Below are 310 nucleotides of genomic sequence, written 5' to 3'. Positions count from 1 at the left end.
TAATGAAGAAAGAGATTCGCCAACAGCGGGCTGATGACAGCCCCCTGCGGAGTTCCTCTTGTGCGCTTGACCAAGCTTCCATCCGGCATGCTCGCGGGCGCTTCCAGCCCACCTTTGCAGGTAGAGCAAGACCCATTTGCAGTCGGTGTGGCGGCGCGCGGCCTTCATCAGAAGGCTCCAATCGATTTCGTCGAAGAAGCTCTTGATGTCGAGGTCGAGCACCCAATCGTGGCTCCAGCATCGACGCCGAGCCACAGCCAGTGCATCATGTGCTGATTTCCCTGGCCGATACCCATAGGAATCCATGTGG

At 58.1% G+C, this 310-nt stretch carries 1 pseudogene; it reads right to left on the bottom strand.

Going from position 1 to position 310, the window contains the following annotated elements:
- Positions 1-310, bottom strand: a pseudogene (locus AC5ZFO_RS48415) (reverse transcriptase domain-containing protein); the annotation flags it as partial.

It is taken from the genome of Bradyrhizobium sp. Unk1, assembly GCF_059512345.1.
The sequence above is the reverse complement of the archived record's forward strand: the minus strand, read 5'-3'. Positions and strand labels throughout refer to the sequence as shown.